This is a genomic window from Streptomyces alkaliphilus, from assembly GCF_014141535.1.
GTDB lineage: Bacteria > Actinomycetota > Actinomycetes > Streptomycetales > Streptomycetaceae > Streptomyces > Streptomyces alkaliphilus.
The window spans coordinates 1-807 of sequence record NZ_VKHT01001516.1; the positions used below are offsets into that span (position 1 = coordinate 1).

General features: G+C 78.9%; 1 protein-coding gene. It reads left to right on the forward strand.

Annotated features, from left to right (window positions below):
• Positions 1-807, forward strand: an 807-nt coding sequence (locus FNQ90_RS25415; protein WP_228471607.1) for an energy-coupling factor transporter transmembrane component T, incomplete at both ends; no start/stop codon positions are given.

Consider the following 807-nt stretch of genomic DNA (forward strand, 5'->3'; position numbering starts at 1 on the left):
GGGCGGGGGCGGTGCTCTTCGCCGCCTGCGACGGAATGCGGATGGCGACCGTGCTGGTCTGTCTGGGCGCGGCCAACGCGCTGGCCGACCCGGCCCGGCTGCTGAAGTCGCTGCCCGGGGCGCTGTACGAGGTGGGGACGGCGGTGGTGGTGGCGATGACCTTCGCCCCCCGCCTGGTCTCGGACCTGGTGCGGACCCGTTCCGCGCAGCGACTGCGGGGGCGGCCGGATCGCGGCGTGCGCGGTCTGCGCCGGGTGGCGCTGCCGGTGCTGGAAAGCTCGTTGGAACGCGCGGTGGCACTGGCCGCCGCGATGGACACCCGCGGCTACGGCCGGGTGGCCGAGGTGTCACCGGCGGTGCGGCGCGCCACGGCCGTCCTCACCCCGGGCGGCCTGCTGGGGGTGTGCGCGGGGGTCTACGGTGCGCTGGCGGACGGTGGAACCGCCCCGATCGTCCTGCTGTCGGTCGGTACGGCCGCCGCCCTCGCCGGACTGCGGCTGGGCGGACGGCGGAGCGTGCGGACCCGTCACCGGCCGGACCGGTGGGGCGGCCGGGCGTGGCTGGTCACCGCCTCGGGGTGGGTTCCGATGGCGGTGTTCGCCCTGGTGGCGGCGGTGGACCCGGCCTCCCTGCAGCAGCCGGTGGCGCCGCCGGACTGGCCCCCCGGGGCCCCCGCCGCGCTGGTCGGGGCCCTGGTGGGGTTGGTGCCCGCCGTGGTGGCCCCGCTGCCGGCCGGTCGTTCCGGCGGCCCCGGGGCGCCGGAACGGCGCGTCGACGGACCTCCGGGGGCGACGGTCCCCGCTCCCC